The 23978-nt window shown below is 52.3% G+C and carries 27 protein-coding genes; 26 read left to right on the forward strand and 1 reads right to left on the reverse strand.

The window, feature by feature from the left end; genetic code table 11:
- The 26 genes from HMPREF9623_RS07740 to HMPREF9623_RS07865 form a co-directional block, all read left to right on the forward strand.
- Positions 1-231: PepSY domain-containing protein (locus HMPREF9623_RS07740; RefSeq protein WP_009533343.1), on the forward strand; the 231-nt coding region annotated here is incomplete at its 5' end.
- A 134-nt stretch (positions 232-365) separates the two neighbouring features.
- Positions 366-674 carry a type II toxin-antitoxin system RelB/DinJ family antitoxin gene (locus HMPREF9623_RS07745; protein ID WP_009533344.1) on the forward strand — a complete coding sequence of 103 codons (309 nt, stop codon included), beginning with the start codon at positions 366-368 and terminating at the stop codon, positions 672-674.
- Positions 671-997 (forward strand): type II toxin-antitoxin system RelE/ParE family toxin, encoded by a 327-nt coding sequence (locus tag HMPREF9623_RS12180; protein WP_009533345.1) that lies wholly within the window; start codon positions 671-673, stop codon positions 995-997. The genes HMPREF9623_RS07745 and HMPREF9623_RS12180 overlap by 4 nt, the downstream gene beginning before the upstream one ends.
- A 206-nt stretch (positions 998-1203) precedes the next feature.
- Positions 1204-3441 (forward strand): DEAD/DEAH box helicase family protein, encoded by a 2238-nt coding sequence (locus HMPREF9623_RS07755; RefSeq protein ID WP_009533346.1) that lies wholly within the window; start codon positions 1204-1206, stop codon positions 3439-3441.
- Between the two features lie 53 nt (positions 3442-3494).
- Positions 3495-3998 (forward strand): hypothetical protein, encoded by a 504-nt coding sequence (locus HMPREF9623_RS11865; RefSeq protein ID WP_242822165.1) that lies wholly within the window; start codon positions 3495-3497, stop codon positions 3996-3998.
- A 22-nt stretch (positions 3999-4020) separates the two neighbouring features.
- Entirely contained in the window at positions 4021-5646 is a 1626-nt protein-coding gene (locus tag HMPREF9623_RS07765) for a carbon-nitrogen hydrolase family protein (protein ID WP_009533348.1), read from the forward strand.
- A 187-nt stretch (positions 5647-5833) separates the two neighbouring features.
- The gene (locus tag HMPREF9623_RS12260; protein WP_408640648.1) at positions 5834-6373 is read left to right on the forward strand and encodes a histidine phosphatase family protein; all 540 of its coding nucleotides are present in this window, start codon (positions 5834-5836) and stop codon (positions 6371-6373) included.
- On the forward strand, positions 6346-7176 hold the full coding sequence (locus tag HMPREF9623_RS07775) for an aminoglycoside adenylyltransferase domain-containing protein (protein WP_195891215.1): 831 nt from the start codon (positions 6346-6348) through the stop codon (positions 7174-7176). The genes HMPREF9623_RS12260 and HMPREF9623_RS07775 overlap by 28 nt, the downstream gene beginning before the upstream one ends.
- Before the next feature lie 11 nt (positions 7177-7187).
- Positions 7188-8513 carry a serpin family protein gene (locus HMPREF9623_RS07780; protein WP_009533350.1) on the forward strand — a complete coding sequence of 442 codons (1326 nt, stop codon included), beginning with the start codon at positions 7188-7190 and terminating at the stop codon, positions 8511-8513.
- Between the two features lie 247 nt (positions 8514-8760).
- Entirely contained in the window at positions 8761-9138 is a 378-nt protein-coding gene (locus HMPREF9623_RS07785; RefSeq protein WP_009533351.1) for a GntR family transcriptional regulator, read from the forward strand.
- 1 nt (position 9139) lies between these two features.
- Positions 9140-10006, forward strand: coding sequence for an ABC transporter ATP-binding protein (locus HMPREF9623_RS07790; protein ID WP_009533352.1), 867 nt, complete (start codon positions 9140-9142; stop codon positions 10004-10006).
- The gene (locus tag HMPREF9623_RS07795) at positions 10003-10656 is read left to right on the forward strand and encodes an ABC-2 transporter permease (RefSeq protein WP_009533353.1); all 654 of its coding nucleotides are present in this window, start codon (positions 10003-10005) and stop codon (positions 10654-10656) included. Before HMPREF9623_RS07790 ends, HMPREF9623_RS07795 begins: the two co-directional genes overlap by 4 nt.
- Before the next feature lie 32 nt (positions 10657-10688).
- The gene (locus HMPREF9623_RS07800) at positions 10689-11543 is read left to right on the forward strand and encodes a hypothetical protein (protein WP_009533354.1); all 855 of its coding nucleotides are present in this window, start codon (positions 10689-10691) and stop codon (positions 11541-11543) included.
- A 4-nt stretch (positions 11544-11547) separates the two neighbouring features.
- Positions 11548-11931, forward strand: a complete 384-nt coding sequence (locus tag HMPREF9623_RS07805) for a VOC family protein (protein ID WP_009533355.1) — start codon at positions 11548-11550, stop codon at positions 11929-11931.
- Positions 11932-12492: 561 nt separating this feature from the next.
- On the forward strand, positions 12493-13902 hold the full coding sequence (locus HMPREF9623_RS07810; RefSeq protein WP_009533356.1) for a YfcC family protein: 1410 nt from the start codon (positions 12493-12495) through the stop codon (positions 13900-13902).
- Between the two features lie 114 nt (positions 13903-14016).
- Positions 14017-15192, forward strand: a complete 1176-nt coding sequence (locus HMPREF9623_RS07815) for a M20 metallopeptidase family protein (protein ID WP_009533357.1) — start codon at positions 14017-14019, stop codon at positions 15190-15192.
- A gap of 79 nt (positions 15193-15271) precedes the next feature.
- Positions 15272-15475 (forward strand): hypothetical protein, encoded by a 204-nt coding sequence (locus HMPREF9623_RS11870; RefSeq protein WP_009533358.1) that lies wholly within the window; start codon positions 15272-15274, stop codon positions 15473-15475.
- A 45-nt stretch (positions 15476-15520) separates the two neighbouring features.
- On the forward strand, positions 15521-15994 hold the full coding sequence (locus HMPREF9623_RS11875) for a HEAT repeat domain-containing protein (protein WP_330362078.1): 474 nt from the start codon (positions 15521-15523) through the stop codon (positions 15992-15994).
- A gap of 32 nt (positions 15995-16026) precedes the next feature.
- Entirely contained in the window at positions 16027-16584 is a 558-nt protein-coding gene (locus tag HMPREF9623_RS11880; protein ID WP_009533360.1) for a hypothetical protein, read from the forward strand.
- 90 nt (positions 16585-16674) lie between these two features.
- Positions 16675-17268, forward strand: coding sequence for a hypothetical protein (locus HMPREF9623_RS07835; protein WP_009533361.1), 594 nt, complete (start codon positions 16675-16677; stop codon positions 17266-17268).
- Positions 17269-17503: 235 nt separating this feature from the next.
- Positions 17504-18649: an aspartate-alanine antiporter-like transporter gene (locus tag HMPREF9623_RS07840; protein WP_009533362.1), complete on the forward strand. Its 1146-nt coding sequence runs from the start codon at positions 17504-17506 to the stop codon at positions 18647-18649.
- A gap of 143 nt (positions 18650-18792) precedes the next feature.
- On the forward strand, positions 18793-20352 hold the full coding sequence (locus tag HMPREF9623_RS07845; RefSeq protein ID WP_009533363.1) for an ATP-binding cassette domain-containing protein: 1560 nt from the start codon (positions 18793-18795) through the stop codon (positions 20350-20352).
- A 205-nt stretch (positions 20353-20557) separates the two neighbouring features.
- Complete coding sequence (locus HMPREF9623_RS07850; RefSeq protein WP_009533364.1) at positions 20558-21088, forward strand: 3'-5' exonuclease; 531 nt, start codon at positions 20558-20560, stop codon at positions 21086-21088.
- 217 nt (positions 21089-21305) lie between these two features.
- On the forward strand, positions 21306-21695 hold the full coding sequence (locus HMPREF9623_RS07855) for a DUF2500 domain-containing protein (protein WP_009533365.1): 390 nt from the start codon (positions 21306-21308) through the stop codon (positions 21693-21695).
- Positions 21692-22075: a hypothetical protein gene (locus HMPREF9623_RS07860; RefSeq protein WP_009533366.1), complete on the forward strand. Its 384-nt coding sequence runs from the start codon at positions 21692-21694 to the stop codon at positions 22073-22075. Before HMPREF9623_RS07855 ends, HMPREF9623_RS07860 begins: the two co-directional genes overlap by 4 nt.
- A 161-nt stretch (positions 22076-22236) precedes the next feature.
- The gene (locus HMPREF9623_RS07865) at positions 22237-22575 is read left to right on the forward strand and encodes a hypothetical protein (protein ID WP_009533367.1); all 339 of its coding nucleotides are present in this window, start codon (positions 22237-22239) and stop codon (positions 22573-22575) included.
- A 139-nt stretch (positions 22576-22714) separates the two neighbouring features.
- Here the strand turns inward: HMPREF9623_RS07865 and HMPREF9623_RS07870 are convergent, their stop codons facing one another.
- A complete protein-coding gene (locus HMPREF9623_RS07870; RefSeq protein WP_009533368.1) occupies positions 22715-23977 on the reverse strand; it encodes a GntP family permease in 1263 nt (420 codons plus the stop codon).
- Position 23978: the final 1 nt, after the last annotated feature.

A 23978-nucleotide genomic window follows, 5' to 3' on the forward strand; every position in this document is an offset into this window, starting at 1 on the left:
GCGGCAACCGAGGCATCGAGAGGCTTCATCGGTGTGGACCGTGCGAAGTCGATTGCTCTGGGACACGCGGGTGTCTCGGCATCCTCGGTATCCTTCTCCAAGGCGAAGCTTGACGACGATGACGGCCGAGGCGTGTACGAGATTGAGTTCTATGTGGGCAACACCGAGTATGACTACGAGATCGATGCACACTCCGGCGCGATACTGGAGGCAAGTGCGGAGAATGATTGAGATTGAGATGAGATGGAAGGCCCCCTCCCGGGAACGGGAGGGGGCCTTTATGTCAAGAAAGAAGTGATGAAGAGGGAAATCTGCGTTGAATTGTAACGCAAACGGCGTTACAATCTTACAAGGAGGTGATTGTCATGGAAAAAACAGCGACATTAAACTTGAGGGTCAATCCGACATTGAAAGCGGATGCTGAGGCAATCCTCGGACAATTAGGTCTTCCGATGTCAACGGCAGTGGATCTGTTTTTAAATCAGATAGTGCTTACGGGTGGGCTTCCTTTCGCAGTGAGTTTACCCGCTGTGCCTGCCGGCATAGATGCACGTGGGATGAGCGAAGAAGAAATTCGCGAAAAACTACGGAGAGGTTATGAGGATTACCGGAGCGGAAAGGTGCAGGATGCCGCAAGTACATTTTCAAAGTTTCGGGATAGTCACAGAAAATGAAGCACTATACGGTCCGGATTACAGATCAAGTAGTCGAAGACATGGAGGAGCTGTATACGTATATCGCTGTTCAGCTTAGAGCGCCGGAGAACGCAATGAGGCAGTACGATAGGATTGCGGAAGCCATCCTCACGCTCGACCGATTTCCCGAACGATTTGGGTGTTTTCACACCGAACCGGAATACTCTATGGGTATTCGCAGGATGGTGGTAGATAACTTTTTGGTCTGCTATGTCATCGAATCGGATGTTGTCACGGTAACGAATGTTCTGTACGGAGCTTCCGATGTTCGACAGAGATTGAAGAATCATAGAGAGGGCTGAGAAGGAAAGTCGTTGTTAGTGCATGAGTGTTTAGTCGCAGACCTGAATTACGAGGTCTGCGACTTTTTTCGTGCTTCTTGCTACCTGCCCTTTGCTGGAGCGGCTGTCATGCCTGTGCTAAAATACAGGTATTGGGCAGTGGTTTTTGTAAAAAACACCGAACGATTTGTTTGTCGATGCGGATGAAAACAAAAGGGGAATGACAGATGAAAGGCTATGCGGAAAACAAGGCATACGGAACAGTAGAGCCAATCAAGGGTACGAATCCGAGGCAGCTTTATGAGCATCAGAAGCAGGCCATGGAGAATCTGAGTATCATGGATACGGAAGAGAAGTACAGTACTTTGGTTGTGCTCCCGACCGGAGGCGGTAAAACCTATACGGCTTCGACTTGGCTCTTAAAGCACGCGATTGACCGAAACAAGAAGATTTTATGGCTGGCACATCGCCACACCTTGCTTGAGCAGGCCGCGGAGTCATTTCAGAAGTATGCGTATGCGACAACAATTCCGCATACGAGCTCCTTTACCTATCGCATTGTATCCGGTGCGGTGGCTCACGACCGCGCGGTTGATATCAAAGCGAAAGACAATATTCTGATCGCAAGTAAAGACAGCATAGGGCGCAATCTTCCGGCCTTGAATTCGTGGCTGAAGGGAGAAGAGGAATTGTACCTCGTGATTGACGAGGCACACCACAGTACGGCAAAGACCTATCGCAGGGTGATTGAGTACCTTCAAAAGAAGGTCAAACATCTCAAATTAATCGGCTTAACCGCAACACCGTTCCGAACGGGCGAGGAGGGCGCGGGACAGTTGGGAAATCTTTACCTGAACGGCATGCCGGAGCACAGGGGGATTGCCTACAAAATTGATTTGAAGGAGTTAATCAAGCGCCGTATTCTCGCAAAACCGATTTTTACGACTTGTCTGACCGACGAGTCCTACGGACAAAACCTAGGCCTTGATGATTTGGAGAAGATTCAGCATTTCGATACACTTCCCGAGGAGCTGGCCAAAACGATTGCGGAGAGCGCGGCGAGAAACAAACTGATTGTCAATACGTATCAGAAAAATCAAGACGAATACGGGCAGACCCTTGTTTTTGCGGTGAATGTGGTACAGGCAATTACGCTGTCGAAACTCTTTAACAAGGCCGGGATTCCGGCTGATTTTGTGGTGTCCGCGATTCGGGACGAGTTGACCGGAGCCAACATCAACCAAGAAGACAATGAGCGGAAGATTCGGGCATATCAAGAGGGGAAGTTAAAGGTTCTGGTCAACGTGATGATTCTGACGGAGGGCGTGGATCTTCCGCAGACCAAGACCGTCTTTTTGACGCGCCCCACGGTATCGACCATTTTGATGACACAGATGATAGGGCGCGCGCTGCGAGGAGAGGCTGCCGGAGGCACCGCGACGGCGCATATTGTATCCTTTGTAGACAACTGGAATGAGCACATCGCCTGGGTCAATCCTGAGAGCTTACTTGCGGGCGGTGAGGATACCGACAAACAGGCAGAGCGTGAAGCAAGAGCAATACGCATGATTTCGATTAAGAAAATCCAGGAGTTCGCAGCTATCATGGATGATTCCGTCGATACGACAGCCATAGAGAGAGTGCCTTTTGACAAACGAATACCGATCGGCATGTATATGATGTCGTATCAGGAACAGGAAGGTATGGATTTGAGCTGGCAGGTGATGGTCTATGACAGCACCAATAAGGCGTACCAGAGGCTGATGAAGGCGCTGCCGGACTTGTTCGATTCCTACGGAAACGATGACGAGTACCCGCCTGTCGAACTCATCGATGAGATGGAAGAGCAGTGCAGGGCAAGCTTCTTTACCGGCGATATGATTCCTTCGTACGACCCAGAAGATATTCGCCACATTCTGATGTATTATGCGCAGCACAGCGAAATACCGTCCTTCTATACCTTTGATGAGATTGAACACAGCAAGCTCGATGTGGCGCAGATCGCGCGACACATCATTGAGTCGGGTATGAACTATCTCGAGCAGACAAAGTATTTAAATGAACTCTGGGAACAGGGGGATGAAAATTTGCTGCGCCTGTTCTTCGGGATGAAGAGCTATTTTAGACGCCAGGTTGATATAGAGCTTCAGAGAATCGTGGAGCCGGAGACCTTTGAGACGAAAAATGTCAGTTACGGGAAGCGCCGCTTTGAGGATATGCCGCTCGGTGAGATGCGCAAATATCCGGGAGGTGCGGAATATGAAAAGACCTTGCGTGAACAGGCCTTTGCGAAAGCCAAGATGAAGGGCGGCAAATACACCTGCGCTTGTTGCGGCAAGCAGTTTCGAAACCGCATTTACTTACAGATAGACCACATCGTCCCCATGAATCAGGGTGGAAAAAGTGTTCCGGGGAATCTACAGGTTCTGTGCAGGACTTGTAACGGGGTAAAGGGAGATCACTGATGGAGGTCTGCCTTACCCCACTTGAGATGGCCTGCATTGAGGAGAGTATAGAGTTGGCAATAAAAGACACCTATGCGCTGGAGCGGCTTGTGTGGACCTTTGAGAAGAACTTGCTCCCGGAGATTTACCGCGACAATCTAAAGAACTGGATGCTGGCCGTTCATTTTTGCGGCGCTTATCTTCACGACAGGGCTGCGCTTGCGTCAGAGTTTCCGCTCATCACGAAAGAACTGCAAGAGATTAATGCGAAAAACGACTTGAACCTTCTCAGAGCGAAGCAAGATCTGTTTGAGATGGAGTTTTATGAGCTTGAGTTTTATCTGAAGCGCATGCGTATTGTGATTTTGTACCACGGGAAACAGGATTATGTTCGTGTGAAGCTCCGGACGCTTTTGCGGGCATACGGATATCAGCGCAGAAGTGCAAAGCTCATGACGTTTCTCAAGCAAGGCATGGAGCGCTACGGCCTGGTTTCCTTCCTGCGGGGCAATCAGCGTTGTGACATCGAAGAGATTCGCTTGGATGATATGATTAGCTTTCGCGTGATGAAGCAGTAAATGCAAGGGGAGGTATTGACGTATGAAACAAACAAAGGACTGGAAGCTTGTCACGAGGGAACACGTTATCTGTGCCATAAAGCGCTTTGTGGAAGAAAGGCCCGAGTATCCGGCGGCGCGTTCTACCTATCTTATCTACGAAGGAAAGAAATACCCGGCAAAACACATACGCGGAATGGCCTATCGAGAGGCTTTCGGAATTGAGATTGGCAAGGATGAGTATTCGGGCGGTATGGAAACGGTGCGTTTTTTCGAGAGGCTTGGATTTGAAACCCTGCACATCGAAAAGCTGAGGTTAGAAGAAACTCCGGATGAAGCAAAAGAAGAGGGCAAGCGTTCCGACAAGAAAGTCAAACTAAGAGTCTGCATGTATCTCCAGACAGAAAATGAGCAGGAAGAGGAGCCGTTTGAGAAGGCGATGCGTATCGTGAAAGCCAACAAGGTTGATATCCTGGTATTTCCCGAATTTTGCTATGTGCCGTTTTTAGCGGATGTGTGCTTCCCCAATATCCTGTCGGAGAGAGATTATCATTCCTTTGTCGAGAAGGCAGAGCGTCTTAGCAGAGAGCTTGGTTGCGCGCTGATTGTCAATGATGAAGATATCAAAGGGCATATATACAGCATCTATGTCAATGCAGGGGCAAAGAAGAATGAAACCCGGCATGCCCTTTACATAAAGCACACCATGACGGGGTGTTCCGCGTTTGAGACGGAGAATTATCCGGAAGTCATTGAAAGTTTGTTCCGTCCCATTGCGTTCAAGGGCTATAAAATCGGCATGTCGATTTGTTATGACTGCAATTATTCCCTGTTCGGCAGAATTTACGGTCTTCAGGGCGTGGATTTGATTTTGAATTCCACCGGGGGCGATGTTGTTTATTCGAAGTGGTATCGCTATAACAAGGCCAGGGCGATAGAGAATCACTGTTTCAATCTGGTCACGATGGGTGGATATAGCGAACACAACTATGTCTACGGTTTTAATCGCCTCGGCGGAGTGATGGAGCCGGTATGTTTGAATCGGCAGGCGGATGATGCAGAGATTCCCGCAGGGCTCTTTTTGTTTGACCTCGAGAAAGATAATGCCCATATGACTGCGGAAGAAGTTCAACTTGCGACCGAGAACAAGTACCAAGCGTTCAAAGCTCCGGCAACAAGCGTACATCGGCTGCTGCAATCGGCAAAGAAGCTGTCCCAAGGTCTGTATGTCCGAGCCCATGAGGACTGTAATCTTGTCATAGCTATCTTGGAAGGGGATGATATTTTAAAGGCCGAAAAAGTTTTGCCTTTGCTATATTCCGATGTGTTGAAGCCGATTCCGAACAAGAGATACATTTTGGTCAGTCATTATGAGCATTTGGATGAGGATAAGTTTCGCAATCAGCTTTCCACAGTTCTAAAGGTGAGGGCGATGGAAAATTTCTGCGCGGTGATTCTCTATTCGGACATAAAAAATGTTTGCTACCAGACTGGAAAGGCAAAAAATCCGCAGGAGCTGAAAGCTGTTCGCGGGATGTATGGAATTGACCTCGGTAGAACAAGCGGGCCGGAAGCAATCTGGAGAAATAAGGAAGGCTGCAAAGCCGCTTGGCGAGAGAACTTTGAGCGACTCATCGCATATTGCAATCAAAGTTTAAGCAAATCGTAACGGAAACTTACTTTGCTTTCGAAGCCAAAAGAGAGACAATTTGCTTGCAGCAGTTTCAAAGAAAACAGAACTTTGTACTTAAGCGTAGGCGCTTTGGGATTCGACTTCACGGCGCAAAGCGCGGTACCTTATTTGCTTCCGCGGGAGTGTCCGGAAGCCGAGGAGGAGCAATATAAAAGTCATTCTGATCAGGCATTGCAAAGTAAAATATGACTGGCGCAGCTTTTACAGCTCGGCGGAATTTGATCGGGCGTGTCGAGAGTACGACAGGGCGCCGATTGAAGTCGCAAAGCCGTCAGCCATTCAAGAGGCAGTGGGCGCTGTTTACATCAGCCGCTTAGAGAGAAGCAAAAGCACTGCACTTTTCCTCTATCGCAAAGCGGAACCAAAAGAAACGGGGCTCTTGGACGAGGTTCCGCTAAGATCCGGTTTTGATACGGAATTACGGCTGCCGCTCTGGTTTTGGAATCTGACGGGGAGAATCCAGTGGTTTCTGAATCATCCGAGGCAAGTCGAATCCAGACGTCTCACAGAGCGCCGCGCGAGAAAACTGGTCGGAAAAGTATGCGCCGCGGGCGAGGACTGCGTCCTTATAACGCACGGATTTTATATGCATACGCTGGTGAAAGAATTTCAAAAAAGCGGATTTCAGACAAAGCAGCAAAGAGCGCATTACCGAAACGGGCAGGGGATTACACTGTGGCTACCGAAAGAGAGACAAATATGAGCAGTCATATTCCGGAACAGGACGAACAACTCACCCGGTTTTTGGGGAGGTTTCAAAATAAACTCAGATGCATTCTGGGCGCTAAGCTCATCGGCATCTATATCCACGGTTCGGTGGCGCAGAATGCCTTCCGCTGGGAGCGCTCCGATGTGGATGCACTCGCGGTGGTTTCGGAGCGGCTCACTGCGGCCGAACGCCTTCACTTTGTTGAGGAGATTCGAGCACTCAGCGTGGAGGGGCCTGCGAAGGGGATTGAAGTCTCCGTGCTCACGGAGGCAGAGCTTCGTTGGGGGGCGCACCCCTATGTCACGGAATGCCACTATTCGCCCTTTTGGGATGAATATGTCCGCGAGGCGGGTTGGGAGAATTGGGATGAAGAATCGCGCAGGGATGAGGATATCACAAGCCATATCTTTAACCTAAGGCAGAGGGGCATCGTGCTCGAAGGGCCGGAGATTACGGCGCTCTTTCCCGTCATCTCCCGCGAGACTTTTACGGAGAGCATCGCCTACGATGAGCACGATGCGCCCGTGGATATGGTGGATTCCGTCATGAACCTCTGCCGCTATCATTGTTTTTTGCGGAGCGGGGCGCTTCTTTCCAAGGAAGAGGGCTTACAGCGAATGCTGCCCGAACTTCCGGCCTATGAAGCGTTTCTTCGGAGGATACTGCGGGAATTTTATGCGGGTACCGTGTACTTAGACGAAGCGCTGGCAGAAACGGCGGAGCGCTTCAAGGAAGAGATGCTTACCAAACGAGCGAAAGAACGGATTGCACCGAAGCGAAAACCACCGGCAGAATAAGGAGGTAAGCCATGAAACATTTCCGGAAAAAGAGTCTTGCAATGCTGACGGCGCTGACACTTTCCGCGTCCGCACTTTCGGCCTGTGCGCCGACGGCTGCGTTGAAGGCGGTGGAGGCGAATTACCCTGTTCCGGCGGCGGAGGAGAAGAATGCGCAGACGTTTGCGGAAAGCCAGGAGTATCAGGACTGGCTCAAGTTCTATCAAAAGAAGATTGCTCTGTCTGAACCGTATCAGACAGAACTCCGCGGCTATTATCGGAGCTTGCTGCCGAAGCTTTTGAATGAGTCGGATGATAACACCGTCTGCTCCCCGCTCAATATTTATATTGCCCTCGGAATGCTCGCAGAGGTCTCCGATGGAGAGAACAGACAGCAGATTCTGAATGCGCTTGAGGCGTCGGACATTGAAGTTCTGCGGAGTCGCATTACGGCGCTTTGGGAGAGCAACTATGTTGACACGCCGCTCATCAAGAGCTTACTCGCGGATTCGCTCTGGCTCAACAATTCCGTGAGCTACAACGAGGAAACTCTGGAGAGGCTCGCGAAAATCTACTATGCGTCTTCGTTTCGCGGAAAACCGGGTTCGCCGGAGATGGATGCGGCGCTCCGCAAGTGGACAGATCAAAACACCGGCGGACTTTTGACGGAGTACACCAAGAACTTAAAGCTCGAGCCGGATACGGTTTTGGCTCTGGTATCGACCATCTACTATAAGGCAGCGTGGGTTGACGAATTTTATGCCGCGGGCAACACAAAGGAGACCTTCCACGGGACCAAGGGCGATGCGACGGTTGATATGATGCATCAAACCGACACAATGGGCGTCATGGAAGCGGAGAAATTTACCGCAGTGCGCCTGCCTCTTAAGGACAGCGGCGACATGTATTTTTATCTGCCGAAGGAGGGCGTTGCGGTCAATGAACTCACGGAAGATGCGGCAGTCTTTGATGCTTTGCCGCCGACGGACACAGCGCAATGGACTTCGTACCGTGTGAATCTGACTTTGCCGAAATTCAAGGTTTCCGAGGAGACAGATCTCATGAAGACGCTTGCTGCCATGGGAATTACAGATGCGATGGATAGCGGCAAGGCGGACTTTAAACCGCTCACGGATGCAAGCAACAATTTCTTCCTGAATCGCGCAACACACGCGGCCATGGTAGAGGTGGATGAGCAGGGCGTGACCGGAGCGGCCTATACCATGCTGGCCATGGCGGGAGCGGCGATGCAGATGGACGAGCCTCTGGACATCACCTTCGACCGCCCCTTCCTCTTCCTCGTGACCGCGGAGGATGGCTCCCTGCTGTTCTCGGGCGTGGTACGGAATATCGAATAAGATAGGTTCTTGCAGTGTGCCTTTGACGAGGCTTCGGCTTCGGAGCCGCTTGGTTTTGAAAGAGATAGCGCAATCCGACTTCTTCACAGAGTCGGATTGCGCTATCTTTATGCCTGCATCTTCCGCTGCGCTTAGGAAACGGTCCAAGACGCAAATAAGAAGAGAAAAATTCTGTTGAAAATACTCGGCAGGTTGATATAATGTACATATACAATAAGTACACTTTGACAAAGGGGGGTGATGCGGTTTGGACATTGTGATCAGCAACAATACCGGAAAACCAATCTATGAGCAGATCACAACACAGGTAAAAGCCATGATCATAAGCGGGGAGCTGAAGGCGGGGGATGCGATTCCCTCCATGCGTGCGCTGGCAAAATCAATCCATGTCAGTGTCATTACTGTCCAGAGAGCGTATGAGGAGCTGCAAAGAGATGGCTTTATAGAAACCACGGTTGGCAGAGGCAGTTTTGTTTCCGCACAAAACAAAGAATTCTATCAGGAAGAACAGCAACGCATCGCCGAAGAACATTTGCAAATCGCCGCGGAAATAGGCCGAACGAACCGAATTTCGCTTGAAAAATTGAAGGAGCTATTGGCGCTGTTCTATCTGGAGGACGAATAATATGGAAAATATATTAGAGTTGCGGCAGGTCTCCAAGTCATTTCCGGGATCGAGTTTTCGTTTGGAGGACATCAGCTTTTCGTTGCCATATGGCGCTGTGTTGGGCTTTGTCGGAGAAAATGGGGCCGGAAAGACAAGCACAATCGGCTGTATTTTAAATACGATTGCGCAATACGACGGCAGCATCAAATTATTTGGAAAAGAGATGCGGGATTCCGATACGGATATCAGAGAACGGATAGGTGTCGTCTATGACGGCGATAATTTTCCGAGTTATCTGAGTGCAAATCAAGTGTCGGAAATTATGGCGGGCATTTACAGAAATTGGGACAAGACGCTGTTTCGCCATTACCTTGAGAAGTTCAAATTGGCTCCGACTCAGAAAATCAAACAGTATTCCAGAGGAATGACGATGAAACTGGCGATTGCGGCTGCCTTATCGCATCATCCGCAGCTGCTTGTTTTAGACGAGGCGACAAGCGGACTGGATCCCATCATGCGGGATGAGATGTTAGATGTGTTTCTGGATTTTGTGCAGGATGAGCGGCACTCTATTTTGCTGTCATCTCACATCACGAGTGATTTGGAAAAAATAGCCGATTATATTACCTTTATCCACAACGGTAGGCTGATTTTCTCCGCACTGAAAGATGATTTGCGTTATAACTATGCTGTGATGCGCTGCAGTGAGAATCAATTTCAGGCCTTGAACCAAGAGGATATGATGGCTTATCTGAAACGGGATTATCAGGTCGATGTGCTGCTTTCCGACGGAAAAGCCGCACAAAGAAAGTACAAGGATGCTGTGATTGACCATGTATCCATTGAGGAGATCATGCTGCTGCTGATCAAGGGAGAAAGGATATGAAGGGACTGTTGAAAAACAATTGTTTTGCAACCTTGGACAATGCGAAGGCTATTACAGGGCTCATGGTTTTGCTCTGTGTGTCGGGTATTGTTATGAAAAATCAAAGTCTGATCATTTCGTTTACCCTGATTTGCATGGTCGGTTTTTCTCTCATCTCGCTTGTCGGAAGCCTGAAAGAAAGGGGCTTTAAATGGGATAAGTATAAGCTGTCAATGCCGGTAAAGAGAGCTGAGATTGTGAGAAGCTACTTTCTGAGCCTGCTGATCTGGCTCGCATTCGGAATGTTGCTTGCCGGAATCGGGATTGGTTTATCGCTGGTGTTTCGAGGTTTTCTATTTGACAAGCACACAGATGTGTTTAATCTGTATGTGGGAGGGATCGGCGTCAGTTTGTTTATGGGGGCAATCTTTTTTCCGCTGTATTGCTCACCGGGAGGAGAGGAAAGAGGCGAAGCTCTGTTGGTTATCAGCCTGCTTTTGGGCTTTGGCATCATGGTTGCGATCAGCAGTTTCATCAATGTACGCATCCCGACCCCGATGACAGCGCGGGGAACGATTGCGGTCGGCTTTATGATATTGTCAGCCGCGGTGTGTGCATTTGTCTTTTCGTATGTACTGACGATCCGTATCTACCGGCGGCGGGACTGCTAGACAATTTCAGGAAACAGAAGGGAGATTTCACCATGGGGTTTGACATCACCTATCATGCGATTCGCAGGGATGAGATGGAGCGATGCTTCTTTGCGCCGATGAAGGCGTTAAAGGAAGGAGACAGCAGCGTAGCAGAGCGCTTTGCGGCGGCGTATCAGGCGGAACATGAGTCCTTTTACGGGGAGAAATACTTAGACATTATGAAGACCGTCGCTGCCTGGGATATCCGGAGGGCCAGTGAGAAGGGCATACTCTACGGAATGGCGGTGGTCAGCGGTTTCTTCACCGAATATCAGTATGTCCGTGGCTCGGCTTACTCGTTCCTCATTGAGGAGCATCCGGAGATGAAGCGCTACTGCAGTCCGTGGAAGAGTTTTGTGCCGGAGTGGATTCCGGAACCCGACCATGACATCTTAAGTGAAAATTACGCGGCCGGCATCTACATGGCTCCGGAACAGGTGAAGTCCTTGCTTCGGGATTACGAGGGCGATGCAGGCGTGCGGAACTGCCTTGAGACCTTTTTCGGTGACAACTTAGCGGTATTTTTGACTTCGCTCCGTCAGGCGAGTGCGTCGGAGAGCGGCCTCATGGAAGCGGCCGAGGTCATGGAGGTAAATCCCTTTGATCTCAACAAGTCGACTTGCTACTCGGACATTCGTCTCTGTGACCCGCAGGGCGCCTTCATCTATCAAAAAGTCGCAATCGAGCAGGTAAAAGCTGCGAGCGGGATGGAGACGGAAGAAATCATAGAAAAAGTGAAGTACGAAAAGCGCCATTACGATACCCCGGCGGAAGAAATACAGGCGGCAGAGGAAGCGGCGCGAGAGCCCGAGAAAGCTACAGAGAAAAAGCCCGGTTTCTTTGCAAGACTTTTCGGGAAAAAGTGAGCGCATGAGAATCGAACATGTGGCGCTCTATGTCTCCGACTTGGAGCGCGCGCGGGCGTTCTTTGTCCGCTATTTCGGCGGAGGCTCAAATGCGCTGTATCACAATGAGAAGACCGGCTTTCGCTCCTACTTTATATCCTTTTCGGACGGCGCTCGTTTAGAGCTCATGACAAAGCCCGACCTCGTGTTACAGGATAAGGCGCTGCATCGCGCGGGCTATGCGCACCTGGCCTTTTCGCTCGGAAGCAAAGAAAAGGTGGATGCACTGACAGAGCAGTTGAGAACGGCGGGCTATGAAGTCATCAGCGGGCCGCGCACCACGGGAGACGGGTATTACGAGTCCTGCATTCTGGATTTTGAGGGAAACCAAATCGAACTGACGGTGTAGTAAGACATCGCAAAAGGCAAAACACAAAGAAAGCAAGTACAAAAAACGAGCCTGAAAAGAAACCTAAAAAGAACCCCAAAAAGGAACTCGAAAAGCAAACACAAAGAAAAAGAGCGGAAGCCGTGCCCAACGGGCAAACGGCGGCCGCTCTTCTTTTTGGCAGAAGGGCTGTAGGCGCTTGGTTTTCAGGAAGGTCTACGCAAAGGGGAGATAGAAAAGAGGGCGGGTTGTTGATAAGTTGCAATCTGGTGAAGAAATGGAGTGGATATAAGCGATAAATGCACAATAATTGAGTCGGGGGTTGCGAGTAAGGTTCATAAAAAAACGACAAATATTTGCGTTGAATTATTGATTCGATTGAACGGATTGTATATGATAAAGAAAAGCAAAGTTGCAAAGAGAGACTTTATTGTAAGCGGAACTTGCGTCGGGGCTGCCTTTGGATAGAGCGCCGGGCGCACAGAAGGGAGGCGGCGAAGACAAGAGCGGAAGGAGTGGATTTTCGGAGTTTAATAGGAAGCAGACGGAAACGGAAAGCGAAACGTTGTGCGGAGGTGCAACATGGGAGAACAGGTAAACAAAACAAAGAAACGCGGCTCGATTAATGCGTTTGTCATTGTGTTTCTCGTCATTGTGGGATGCTATATTCTTTCGCTCTTCATCAGCCCGGGCGCCTTTGAGCGCGAGCAGCTGAACGGGCGCACGGTGGTCATTGCAAATTCCTATCACGTCACGGATAAGATTTATCTGGGTCCGCAGGCAATCTTCCAGGCGGTGCCGAACGGCCTGGTCTCCTCGGCGGGTATGATGTTCCTTGTCATGCTGGTCGCGGGATGTATCGAAGTCTACAAGAGAACCGGCGCACTCAATAAGGGCGTTGCGCGCATCCTCGCGAAGTCGGAGCGCGTGGGCCATGAGAAGGTACTTGTGCTCATCATGATTATCTTCGGCGCACTGGGCGGCTTCCTCGGCTGGAACGAACAGATTGTACCCTTCATACCCATTGTTCTCTCGCTCTGTCTGGCGCTTGGCTATGATCTGATGACAGGCATTGCCTGCTCGGCGATGATCGATATGATCAGTTTTTCCTTCTCTCCGACCAGTGTGTACACCGTCGGTATCTCGGATGAAATCGCGGAGCTTCCGATGTTCTCGGGCTTCCTGTTCCGCTTTATTCTGCTCTGCATCGCGGACTTTATCATCATCCTCTATGTGCTTCGCTATGCGCGCGGTGTGCGGAGCGGAAAGATTCAGTCGCTCACCGCGGACTTGGACAGTGACAAGTTCCGGGTCGACTACTCGCAGGAGATGCGGGAGCCGCTGACCGGCGGCCAGAGTCTTTCCCTGCTCTTCTTTGTCGTGGTTTTCATCACGGCGATTGCAGGCGTTGCGAAATTCGGTTGGTCGATGAATGACCTCTCGGCCTGCTTCCTCTTCACGGCGATTGCGGCGGGCTTCATTAACCGCATGGCGCCGAATGATATCGTGAATGCAATCTGCGCCGGTGCAAAGGACGGTCTGGTGCCGGCTCTGGTCATAGGCCTTGCGCGCGGCATTCAGTGGATACTCACGGCGTCCGGCATCATAGACCCGATTATCTACAGCATTTCGAGACCCTTAAAAAGCCTGCCGGGGCCGGTCGCTGCGATTGCGGTCATGTTCGTGATTGCGATTTTTAACGGTCTCATCACCTCGGGTTCCGCGAAAGCCATGGCGCTCATGCCCATTTTGATTCCGCTCGCGGACCTCATCGGTATGACGCGGCAGACGATGATACTCGCCTTCCAGTTCGGCGACGGTCTTACGAACTCGCTCTGGTTCACGAGCGGTACCCTGCTCATCTTCCTCACGATTGCGGGCATTCCCTTAAAGAAATGGTGGAAGTTTGTCACGCCCTTGATTACGATGTTATTTGTGGTCTGTATGATAGCCTTGATTGTCGCGACCAAGATTCACTACGGGCCGTTCTGAGCAGGGATAAAGCTTAAAGATACGCGATACGCGGAGAAAGCATGATGAGCGCGGGGAAGCCGGAAGCGGCGTTTGTCCTCGCACGATAAGAGAAACGTCAGGGGGTAGGTTATTATGATTGATATTTCGGCAGAGGGAACTGCGCTTCGAGAGGAACTGGTGGAGCTGCGCCGCTATTTCCATGCGCACCCGGAGCAGTCTTGGCAGGAGTTCAATACGCAGAAAAAGATTTGTGATTATTTGGATGCGCTCGGCATCCCTTATGTGAAGGTTTGTAAGACCGGTGTGATTGCGACCGTGGCGGGGAAGCACTCCGCTGGAAAGGTGCTCGGCATACGCGCGGATATCGATGCGCTGCCGGTTACAGAGCTTTCGGAGGTCGCATGGAAGTCCGAGAACGAGGGCTGTATGCACGCCTGCGGGCATGACACGCATATTACCATGCTGCTCGGCACGGCCAAGCTCTTAAAGAAGATGGAGGATGAGCTCACGATTACGGTGAAGCTCTTATTCCAGCCCGCGGAGGAGTTCATTGCGGACAGCGGCGCGGGGCTCATGAAGGATGAACCGGAAGTCCTTACCTGCGACCGCCTGATTGCCATGCATATCTGGAGTAAGATTCCTGCGGGCTATGCCTCGCTCCGCTACGGCCCTGTCATGTCAGCGGCGGATACCTTTGACTTTTACGTGAAGGGCAAGGGCGGGCACGGTGCTCTGCCGCAGCAGACGGTGGATCCGATTGTGGCGGGCGCGGAACTGGTTATGTCTCTGCAGCGCCTGGTATCAAGGGAACTGAATCCGCTGGAACCCGCGGTGATCAGCGTAACTTCGTTTGTCTCGGGTACTACCTCGAACGTGATACCGGGAGAAGCGCACCTCATGGGGACCGCCAGAACCTTTAACCCGGAGATACGGGACCGCTATCCCGAGATGTTGCGCCGCGTCGCGGATGGTGTTGCCATGGCGACCCGAACCGAGATTCAGCTCGACTATCACCCGGGACCGCCGCCGACCATCAACGACGATGCCTGCGTGGACACGGGGCGGAGAGCGGCCGAGAGAGTCTTCGGAAAGGAGCATCTCCTCGACTGGGAACAACAGATGGGCGGTGAAGACTTTGCAAAGTATGAGGCGCCGAAGTGCCTTCTGTTCCTCGGCGGCGGCTTTTCGGAAGAGGAGCGGCGCTATCCGCAGCACAGCCCCTATTTTGATATTGATGAGAGCGTCTTACAGCTCGGTGTTAGATATTTCTGTGAGTATGTCCGGGAGTACGAAAAAGAGGTACAATAAAGAAGTACAATCAGAAGATCAAGAGCTTGCCTGCACCGCAGAAGGTGCAGGCTTTTAGTGCTTTCAAAGGAGAGACGTATTGCAGAAAACATATCGTGAACTGGCAGAGGAAATCAAGATGGACGGCGAGCGGCTGCGCCTGATTGCCGCGCTGGGGAACAGTGAGGACATCGTTTATCACTATCACCTCATCTGTGAGGATTGGGCGGCGGGCGAGCAGCTATCGCTCGAGAACAGCTTTGACCGGCACGGAAAGGAGGGCATTGTTTTTTTGCTGGAATAGCTGAGAGCGGACGAAAGCAGTCAGCAATACACGGATACGGCTTACCTGGCGGCAAAAACGCTCTCGCAGCTGAGACACAGGGACTTTTATGCCGTGCTCTCCAAAGAGCTTACCACACTTTTGCTGGCAGGGCCGGAAGCGAAGGAGGACGCGCTTCGCCGAAAGCGCATCATTGCGCTCGGCTGGGTCGGCTCGGCGGCGGAGATCGATGTTTTGATCGACTTTCTGCGGGGAGATCCGGATGCACTCTGTCGCGCCTGGGCTGCCGCAAGTCTCATGCAGCTCTCCTTTCACGCTGTCGCGGCAGAGACTGTGCGAGAAAAAACGAAGACTGTCTTTGCGGAGGCAATTCGGAAGGAGAGCGACTTGCGCGCCGCCGGGATTATGCTGGAAGCGGCGCAGACACTCTTTGGGAAAAAGTGGATTTCTGCCGCTGCTGCGGAGGCTGCCGAGCCCAAAGCGATTTTGAAGGCCGGAAAATCCGCACTTCGTTTTTTGACGAGGTGTTCGGCGGAATAGATTGATTGAGGAAAGCCGGGAGGAAAGATATAATGAGAAAATGGACCGCGATGGGACTTATCTTTGCGCTGTTTCTATTGCTGACGGGCTGTGGAGCAGGCATCGGCAACAAAAACAAATCGGAAGAGACAGCTTCGACTCAAAATGAGACAGCAAATACTGGCAACAAAAACAGACCGGAAGAGACAGCTTTGACCCAAAACGAGGCTGCAAATCGCAGTGAAAGCGAAACAGTTTTGCAGGTAAAGATTGACTATGGCTCATCCCGAATCTATACGAAAGAGGATATGAATTCCGCGATCGCGGTAATCCTGAGGGAATTCAGCACATGGGATGGGTGTGAGCTTCATAGCATTTCCTATTCATCGGATGATGAATGCAGTCAATCAAATATTGAATGGTTGAACGAGATGGAGGCTGCAACGGACACAACGGAAACCTTTACGCAGTGCATTATGTTCACGAGTAATTTCCATTCGCCGAAGCAAGGGGGAGGCGCATGGAATGCGGATGAAGAATATACCGACTGGCAGTGGTGGTTAGCGCGTTCAGATGGCGGGCAATGGAAGCTCATGACATGGGGATATTAAAAACAGCGGTGTTGGTTCTGCCTGCCGCAGATGGGAATGCTGCGCCAGAGTCACAGCTTTGCCGGGACTTGCATATAGGAGACAGAATGGATGATGAACAGAAAAGAGAGAATACTGGTTGTCGGACATATACTTTTGCTGCTCTTTGAGCTGCTTGTTGTGCTGCACGGCTTTGCGGAGGATGGCATCGGCACACTCCGCTTTTATACGACGGACTCGAATTTGCTCTGCGGCGTCGCCTCTGCGCTGTTCCTTTTGCAGCGCGGCAAACCGGATACGATGGTGCGCTTGCTCCGTTTTATTGCGACGAGCTGTCTGCTCGTGACCTTTACCGTGGTGCTCCTGGTTCTCGGACCGCAGAACGGCTATGCGCATGAATTCTTCGGCGGCACACGTCTTTTCAGCCACCTGCTCTGCCCGTTTCTTTCGCTTGCGTTGTTTCTGACGGGAGAGGAGCGCGCGCCGCAGCGCTGGGTCGGCTATGCGCTTTTCACCACGCTGCTCTATGCGATTCCGATGATTGCATTAAACGGCCTGGGGCTGATCTCAGGTCCTTACAGTTTTCTGAAGGTGCGGGAGCAGAGTCTTGCATCCACACTGTTCTGGATTGTGGTGATTCTCGGAGGAAACGCACTTTTGGCCCGCGCCGCAGTCCTATTGCAAAAAAGGTTATTTAAGAGATAAAATATACATAAAAGACGAATTAAGTTCCGGTTAATTGTGCACTTTGCGATAGCTGTGGGGTAGCCTCATCCTCGTTATAAAATTGACAATACAGTGCAAATGCCAACATTTACCGCTAAAATAAGATACTGGCAAAATTTGCAAACAATTTTGCGGTGATTCATTGACGCTACAGGAAATATCATGTTACCATGACCGTAGTTTCAGAAGGGCATTACAAAGAAATGGAGGGGTCATGAGTTTCATTCAGGGTTTGGGCACCAATGGGGTGTTCATGATTTTTCTGACGCTGGTATGCGGTTATGCATTCGGCAGGATTAATTTTGCAGGTGTGAAGTTCGGCACATCCGGCGTTCTGGTGATGGCGTTGATTTTCGGCGCACTGGGAATGGAAGTGCCGGCCATCATCGGAACGGCCGGTCTGGCACTGTTCCTCGCGTGTGTCGGTCTCTCGGCGGGACCGTCGTTTGTCACGAATCTGAAGGCAAATTTCTGGGGCTTTATTGCGACGACCGTTGCGATTCTGGTTGCCGCGGGTGGTACGGTCATCATGGCGGTCAAGATTTTCAAGCTGCCGGTTGACCTTGCACTCGGCGTCATGGCAGGCGCAATGACCTGCACCGCGAGCCTTGCGACGACCAAGGAGCTCTTCGGCGATAAGTCCGCGGCCGGTGTTGGCTACGGTCTCGCCTATGTGTTCGGCATTATCTCGGTCGTGATGTTTGTCCAGCTGGTGCCGAAGTTCCTGAAGGCGGATGTCGATGCGGAAAATGCAAAGCTGCCGGATGCACCGGTCTCGAAGAGCGAGGGCGACAAGTCGTTGCTCACGGTCGACGGCCCGGGCGTGTTCGTGGTCTGCGTTGCGATTGCCCTCGGCGCGCTGATCGGTGCCATCAAGGTTCCGCTCGGCGGCGGCACGACTTTCTCGCTCGGCACGGGCGGCGGCGCTATCATCGCAGGTATTTTTGTCTCGGCAATCGGTCACTGCGGCAAGATTAAGCTGACCGCGCCGAAGTCGACGCTGATGCCGCTCCGCGATCTCGGCATTGCATGGTTCCTTTTGCAAAACGGCGCGGGTGCGGGCCCGAAATTTGTGTCGACGCTGCAGCAGTACGGCATTATGCTGTTCCTGGTCGGTGCGTTCATGAGCGTTGTCGCTATCCTTTTCGCGTATGTGGTGGCGAGATATCTCTGCAAGATGCCGCTTTTCGGTGCCCTCGGTGCAACGACGGGCGCTATGACTTCGGCACCGTCCTTAAATGCGCTGATTACCGTGACGGGCAATGACAAGGTGGCTTCCTTCTATGCTGCCTGCCAGCCGGTTGCGACGGTGGGACTTGTGATTCTGCCGAAGCTGCTCGTGATGATGCTCGGATCCTGAGCGCATTGTACGAGAGCAAAAACAAGAATTTTGAAACGCTGTTTCGTGAGAACGAGACAGCGTTTTTTTGCGCGGATTCGCCTTGACAGGCTCTGCGGCGTGCCGGAAAATGAGGACAGGAAGTGACAGAGTGGAGGTTGACCATGCTCCAAATCAAGAGCCTTACCATAGAACATCGTCGTGACTTGCGTGTCATTCTGGAGAACTTTAACCTGGTCCTGAATACAGGCGACAAGGCGGTTATCATCGGCGAGGAGGGCAACGGGAAGTCTACCCTGCTCAAGTGGATTTTTGACCCCGCCCTTGTCGCGGACTATGCGGAGTGCAGGGGGGAACGTATCCTGGGCGCGGAGCGGCTTGCTTACCTACCGCAGGAGCTGCCGGACGCGCTGAAAGAGAAATCGGTCTACGAATTCTTTTCGGCTACGGATGCATTGTTCGACTGCAGTCCGAAGGAGCTCTCGGAGCTCGCCGCACGCTTTCGCCTGTCTCCAGAGTTCTTTTACGGAGAGCAGTGCATGGACACGCTCTCCGGCGGCGAGAAGGTGAAGGCACAGCTGCTTCGTATCTTTTTGGAGCGGCCCACGGTGCTTTTGCTCGACGAGCCTTCGAATGACTTAGATCTTGCCACGCTCGAATTATTGGAAAGCTCGATTAATGAATGGGAAGGCATTGTCCTCTTTACCTCTCACGATGAAACCTTGATTGAGCAAACGGCGACTGTGGTGATTCACTTAGAACAGCTGAAGCGGAAGAGCGAGAGCCGCCATGCGGTGGTGCGGGACAGCTACCTTCGCTACCGGCAGCAGCGTGCGGAACTTTTGGCGCGAAAGACCCAACAGGCAGAGAACGAGCGCAAGGAGAAAAGGCTCCGGGATGAAAAGTATGCGCGGCTCTACAACTCGGTGGAGCGAGCGCTTTCAAGTGTTTCGCGTCAGGCACCGGGAGAGGGGAAGAACTTAAAAGACAAAATGCATGTGGTGAAGGCCATGGGAAAGCGCTTTGAAAAAGAAGACGCGGAGATGACCGAAAGACCGGAGCAGGAGGAGGCAATCTTCTTTCGGCTCGGCGGCGAGGCGGCAGTCATGCCGCAGGGAAAGACGGTGATCGACTATGCCCTTCCGGAATTAACAACACCGGACGGTGAGCGTCTGTTGGCAAGGGACATTCGTCTCAAACTGCGCGGTCCCGAAAAGCTCTGCATCATAGGCGAGAACGGCGCGGGAAAGACGAGCTTGCTGCGAAGAATTGCGGCGGATTTGCTCGCGCGAGCAGATCTCCGCGCGCAGTATATGCCGCAGAACTATGAGGACTTGTTGGAATTAAAGCGAACCCCGGTCGACTTCCTGGACAGCAGCGGCGATAAGGCACTGCGCACCAAGATTCGCACCTATCTTGGGGCACTTAAATTCACGGTCGAGGAGATGGATCACCCCATGCGGGAACTCTCCGGCGGCCAAAAGGCCAAGGTCTTGCTTCTCAAAATGAGCCTCTCGGATGCGAATGTTCTGATACTCGATGAGCCGACGCGCAACTTTTCGCCGCTCTCGGGCCCTGTGATTCGAAGCCTGTTGGCCGCGTTTCCCGGGGCTGTTATCAGCATCTCCCACGACAGAAAATATATCGATGAGGTCTGCACGCGCGTGCTGCGTTTGACGGAAACCGGATTGGTACCTGCGCCGGAATTCGGCAAACAGAATTGAGCTTGCGGTGAAAGGAACGAAATCAGCATACGGACAAAAGCGGCGGAAGCGCAACGAAGCGCGTTCCGCCGCTTTCTTGCTGTGTTAAAGAGGAAAATCAACATAAAAGACTACAGGAATACTAGGGATTAAAAAGAGGCAAGTCGCGCAAACGCGCAGAATCAGCTATAATAAAAGCATCGAGCATCGATAGAAAGAGGAAAGTATGTCGTGTTATATCGCTTTTGATGTGGAGACACCGAACCGTTTCAGCGACCGCATGAGTGCCATCGGCATTTCCGTGATTGAAAACGGCGTCGTGGCGGATTCCTACTATAGTCTGGTCAACCCGGAAACACATTTCGACTATTTCAATGTGCAGCTCACCGGCATCAGCGCGGAGAGTGTGCGGCACGCGCCGACCTTCCCCAAGGTATGGGAGGAGATTGCGCCGCTCATGGAGAGCGGGCTTCTGGTCGCGCATAACGCCGTGTTTGACATGGGCGTACTCAGGAAATGCCTGAATGCTTACGGAATCGCGTGGAAGTCCGAGGTCCCCTATCTCTGCACGGTGCAGATGGGAAAGCGCCTGTTACCCGGCATGAGCCACAAGTTAAATGTGCTCTGCGAATACTACGGAATCGAACTGGATCACCACAAGGCGGACAGCGACAGCCGTGCCTGCGCGGAGATTTTGCTTCGCTACCTGGAGAGCGGTGCGGATCTTCGCCCCTTTATCCGTAGCTGTTCCCTGTAGTTTCGAGAGATTTGAAAAACAATGCATACAGGCAGGTAGATGCAAGATGAAAGTCGGAACCGAGCGAAGCCCATCGTTCGCAAATGCCGGAATCAGCTGACATGAAAGAAGAGACGGAGGGAAGAAGGCGGCAGGCACAAAGCGATAAGCGGGTCGTGAGACACAGTGAACAGGACAGCACAACAGAGTCGCGTTGACAGCGGCAGAGGAGAACAGTATGGACGACTTCTATGTGTTTGGCGGGATATTCGGTGCGGTATTTACTCTGATTTTTATTGTGGCCTTTGTTTTGATCATTGCGAGACTTGTGCAGGGCATAGGAACCTGGCATAAGAACAATCAATCGCCGAAACAAACGGTTTCCGCAGTGCTCGTGGGAAAGCGAACCGCGGTCTGGGGGCACAGCGGCACCAACACGGTCGGGAGTACGAATACCGCGTATTTCCTCACCTTTCAGACAGAGGGCGGCGAGCGCACGGAGTTCAATGTGGACGGCAGAGTCTACGGTATGTCGGCCGAGGGTGACCGCGGACAGTTAAGCTTTCAGGGAACACGCTTTCTCGGTTTTGCGCGGCAGCAGGATCAGTATTCCGGAGGTGCGACATGATTGCGAGATACCGCCCTACCATTAAGCCGCCTTTCAGTCTGCACGACAGGACCGTACAGGAAATTGCGGATGCAGGGACTTCCGTGTGCCTCTTTTTTGAGGAGGGCAGCCTTACGATTGAGGATGTAGACCCGGATTTTGTGGCGGTTCTTTTGTTGCGCCCGGAGAAAGAGCGCGGAGCGTTCGAAGGAAAGCGCATGTCGCTCAAACACTTTTTGGAGCGCTATCACGAGTACAGTTTTGAACTGGTTGACGAGCTTTACGGGGACCACACGCTCACCTACAGCGGGTACCTGACCTTGCCGGACGATGACAATCTGATTGAGATGTCCCTGGAAGTTTATTATAGCGGCGAGCTGGTCTACGATACGGAGAGTTGAAACGGAAAGCCATGCGAAATGCATGCGCAAAGAAGAGTCCGCACCTCGTTGCAATCGGAGACAAGTAAACGCCGCGAGAACAAGCGCGGCGGCAACATACGCAATCGGGATGAAGGGATACAGGCGGAAGGCCGCTTGACCGTGTGAAGAGGGGACGAGAGATGAACAAGGAAGAACGGGCGGAAAATTGGTTTCGGAATATACCGGGGGAAGAAAAAATCCCCATGGAGAAGAAGATTGAACTCTGCGGACGGGTGACGATTCCCATCATACTGATTTGTCTCGGAATCTTTATCGCGGAGTATGCGCTGCTTCGTATCTTCGGCGGCGGAACGCTCATTGACCGCGCGGCGGATTTTGTCAACGAAATTGCGCGCGCAAAGGGCAGAGTACACTACACAACAATCGCGCTCGCCGGTGTAATGTGTAATCATGATGTTTCCGTTTGCTATTTTGCCGGTTACCGCGAGTACGCTTTACCGGCGAAGCTGGCTGCGTAAACAAGCGGAGAAATGGTTGTCCGAACATACGCAGAACGAGAACTGAGAAAACAAGTAAGCAAAAACAGCGGGTGCAACTGACTTTTGTCAGCTGCACCCGCTGTTTTTGTGTCGTTATGTCTTTGCTGCTGCCGAATTCTTATGCCGCCACGAGGTACAGAATGACAGCGACAATCGTGGAAGTGAGGCCGATTAATGCCTCGAAGGGAATCAGCTTCATGCGGTTCTTGATGTCCATGTAGACGGAGCCGCCGGTCGCGTGGAAGAAGGAGCCGTGCGGCAGGGAGTCAAGGACAGTCGCGCCTGCGTGAATCATAGCTGCTGCCGAGAGCGCGGGGACACCGGCGGAAAGCAGAGTGCCCGAGAAGGTCTGAGAGGCAACGGTGGAACCCGCGGTGGTGGAAGCGGTTGCGGCTGCCATCAGGATACCGGAGAGCGGTGCCAGAATGAAGGCCGGCATGTTCATGGCACTGAGGAGCGCGGTCATATCCTTCTGGAGCGCGGAAGCCTTGATGATACCCGCAATCGTGCCGGTTCCGATCAGAAGAATCGCGACGCCGATGACCTTCGAGAGGCCGAAGTCCGTGTACGGAATCAGGTTGCGAATGTTTCCGGTAACCAGAATGCAGACCAGACCGCCGAGCGGAAGCGCAATCAGCGGATCCACCGAAATTTTAGCGAGCGGGCGAAGGGCGAGGAGCACAATCACAGTCAGCGGGCCCGCAAACGCCTGCAGGGCGTTCGGGAGCTTTTCCGCGGGAGCTGCCTCGAGATCGTTCTGCGAAATGCCGTCGCCCGCCTTCTTTGCGAGGAGGGAAGCGAGGACGATGGTCGCGATGAGCGCACAGAGCGCCGGAATCAGGTTCTTCATCATTACAGCCGTGAGGTCAAGCTTAAAGGCCTCGGTCACGGCAATGGTGTTCGGGTTCGGGGAGACAATGTTGCCTGCCTTGCCGCCGCCTATCATTGCAAGCAGAATGCCGCTCTTCGAGAGACCGGCGCGCTCACCGATTGCAAGGGCAATCGGCGCAACCGTGATGACAGCGATGTCAATGAACACGCCGACCGCGCAGATAATCATGGTTGCGACCGCGAGTGCCGCAATGGCGCGCTTTTCGCCTATCGTGTCGACGATGGTCTCTGCGATTTTCTGTGCCGCGCCGGTCTTAATGAGCGCGCCAGCCAGAATACCGCTGGTCAGAATGCGGAGCACCGAGGACATCATGGAGCCCGCGCCGCTCACCATCGTGGAGACCGTGCCCGCGAGACCGCCACCGCCGATCAATCCGCCGATTAAGGCGCCGAGAATCAGACCGTAAGCCGGCTGTACCTTTTTGATAATCAGAAGAATGGCGACGACCAGTCCGATCAGTGCGCCGAGTGTCGTGAATTGTAAGTCCATG

Source organism: Stomatobaculum longum, from assembly GCA_000242235.1.
Taxonomy (GTDB): Bacteria; Bacillota; Clostridia; order Lachnospirales; family Lachnospiraceae; genus Moryella; species Moryella longum.